2 protein-coding genes and 1 pseudogene are annotated in these 2,260 nt (G+C 68.8%); all 3 read right to left on the bottom strand.

Going from position 1 to position 2,260, the window contains the following annotated elements:
• Positions 1–116 precede the first annotated feature (116 nt).
• Entirely contained in the window at positions 117–1,088 is a 972-nt protein-coding gene (locus AC04L7_RS17050) for an HlyD family secretion protein (protein ID WP_435995929.1), read from the bottom strand.
• A complete protein-coding gene (locus AC04L7_RS17045; protein ID WP_435995931.1) occupies positions 1,085–2,062 on the bottom strand; it encodes an HlyD family secretion protein in 978 nt (325 codons plus the stop codon). Before AC04L7_RS17045 ends, AC04L7_RS17050 begins: the two co-directional genes overlap by 4 nt.
• Positions 2,049–2,260, bottom strand: a pseudogene (locus AC04L7_RS17040) (macrolide ABC transporter ATP-binding protein); the annotation flags it as partial. The pseudogene AC04L7_RS17040 and the gene AC04L7_RS17045, both read right to left, overlap by 14 nt.

Below are 2,260 nucleotides of genomic sequence, written 5' to 3'. Positions count from 1 at the left end.
GTGCAGGGTCACCGGACCTTTCGCGACGGTCTCGGTGGCGATCGGCATGTCGTCGCTGCCGCAGGCCGAGAGCAGGGTGACGATGGCCAGCAGCGTCGCACGCTGCATCCCGCGGCTCATTTCCCACCTCCGGCGATGTCGGGCACGGTCAGCTCCACGCGCACCGCCTGGCCGGGGCGCAATTTCGCCTTGGTGTCGTCGAGCCGGATCTCCAGGTCGAGCACGGGTACCGGCTGCACCTGCGACTTGCTGCGGACGGCGCGGCCGATACCCGCTACCTTGCCGTGGTAGGCGCTGCCGCCACCGCCTTCCACCACGATGCGCGCGCGCACGCCGACCTTGACCCGCTGCAGGTCGCGCTCGGGCAGCTGGGCCCGCACCGCGAGCGTGGCGGGGTCGGGGATCTCGGCCACGGTCTGGCCACGCCATACCTGCGAACCCACGTCGAACTTCTCGCCGTTCCAGTTGCTCTTGTGCATGATCACGCCGTCGCGCGGGGCGGGCAGCGTCAGCGCGCCGATGGAAGTCTGCAGGCGCGTCACGTCGGCTTGCGCCTGCTGCAGTTCCGAGGTCACCAGGCGCAGTTCCTGTCGCCGCTGTTCGGTGGCCGCGCGCTCGGCCTGCTGTGCCAGCACGGCCAGGCGTTCGGTGCGGCGGCGGTCCTCGACCAACTTGTCGTATTCCAGTGCGGCGATCAGCTCGCGTGGCTGCAACGTCTTGCGCGCGGCCTTGTCGCGTTCGGCCTCGGCCTGCGCCGTCAGCAGATGCTGGCTGCGTTCGCGCTCGGCCACGTCCAGCGTCAGGTTCTCCAGCTCGCGCTTCTTTTCCTGCAGAAGGCTCTGCTTCTCGCTGAGCTGGCGCACCAGTTCGTTGGTGTCGAAAGCGACCACGATGTCGCCTTTCTTCACCGTGCTGCCATCGGGGGCCAGCTGGGTCAGGTTAAACTGCCACAGGCGATCCACGGCCGGTGGCACCAGTTGCACGCTGCGCTGCGCATAGACCTCGCCGTCGACACGCAGGGAGGCGGCGTGCACAACGGGGGCGCCGGCCAGCAGGGCAAGGGCAAGGACGGAAACACGGAGTGTCATGGCGCCTTCCCCTTGGTCGCCGGCGCTGCGGCCGGCTTCGCGATCACACGCACGCTCATGCCCGGCATCAGCGACAGCGTGTGTGCGTCCAGCGTGATGTCGATGGTGAAGTAGCGGCCCTCGCCCCATTCCGGGCGCCGGTCGGGCGCGCCGGAGATGAAAGCGATGCGGCCGGCGACCTTGCGCCCGGGCATGGCATCGAACGCCAGCTCCACCGGCTGGTCGACCGCCAGCCCGCGGCGATCGGGTTCCAGCGCCCACGCGCGCACGTTCATGCGGCCGCTTCTGACCACTTCGCCGGCCTTGCTGCCGGGCATGGTCGACGAGCCTTCATCGATTCGTCCGCCGATCCAGTTGTTGTTGAACCCGTGCACCACGACGCCGTCGCGGTCGGCGACGACTTCCGAGGTGCGCACCAGTGCGGCGTGGTAGTCGCGCTGCAGCACCAGCTTCTCGATTTGCAGGCGCCCGTCCTGGATGCGCCGCTGCACGGCGGTGTTGGCGGCCTCCAGGTCCTTTCGCTTCAGTGCGACTTCGCGGGTGGTGCGGTCCAGTTCGCCCTGATGGCGGTCGTAGTCCAGGCCGGAGATCAGGTCGGGCGGAATAGTGGCGTCGAGTTTCGCGCTGGCCAGTTCGGCCTCGGCCTCCACCAGCGCCATCTCGGCCTGCACGGCCTTGACCTGCAGCTCGGCAACATCCTTGGCGTCCTTGGCGCGGCCTTGCTCGATCTGCGCTTCCAGATCGGGAATGCGGCTGGCGGACTGTCCCGGGTCGATGCGCAGCACAACGTCGCCCTTCTTGACCCGTTCGCCTTCCGGCACGTAGTAGCGGATCACCACCGGCGCGCTGTTGGACTGCGGGGTGAGAATCTGCTGCGCGTCGATGGCGCGCACTTCGCCGGTCAGCACGACCGCCTGCGCGGGTGCGGCCGCGGCGAGGACCATGGCGGTCAGCCACGTCTTACTGGAGCGCATCGGATTCCACCTTGCCATCGCGCAGCTTCACCTGGCGCGGTGCGCGCCCGGCGATGTCGTTGTCATGCGTCACCAGCACCACGGTCTGGCCGCCGGCATGCACCTCGTCGATCAGCGCCAGCACATCGGCGGCGCTCTTCGAATCCAGGTTGCCGGTGGGTTCGTCGGCCAGCAACAGGGCCGGCTGCAGCAGCAGCG

The organism is Pseudoxanthomonas sp. LjRoot204_2, from assembly GCF_056175765.1.
Note: the sequence above shows the minus strand (reverse complement) of the source record. Positions and strands in the feature narration are given on the sequence as shown.

Bases quoted from the DNA above. Each gene is read 5' to 3' on its own strand.
- AC04L7_RS17050 (WP_435995929.1), bottom strand. From the start codon at position 1,088: ATGACACTCCGTGTTTCCGTCCTTGCCCTTGCCCTGCTGGCCGGCGCC.
- AC04L7_RS17045 (WP_435995931.1), bottom strand. From the start codon at position 2,062: ATGCGCTCCAGTAAGACGTGGCTGACCGCCATGGTCCTCGCCGCGGCC.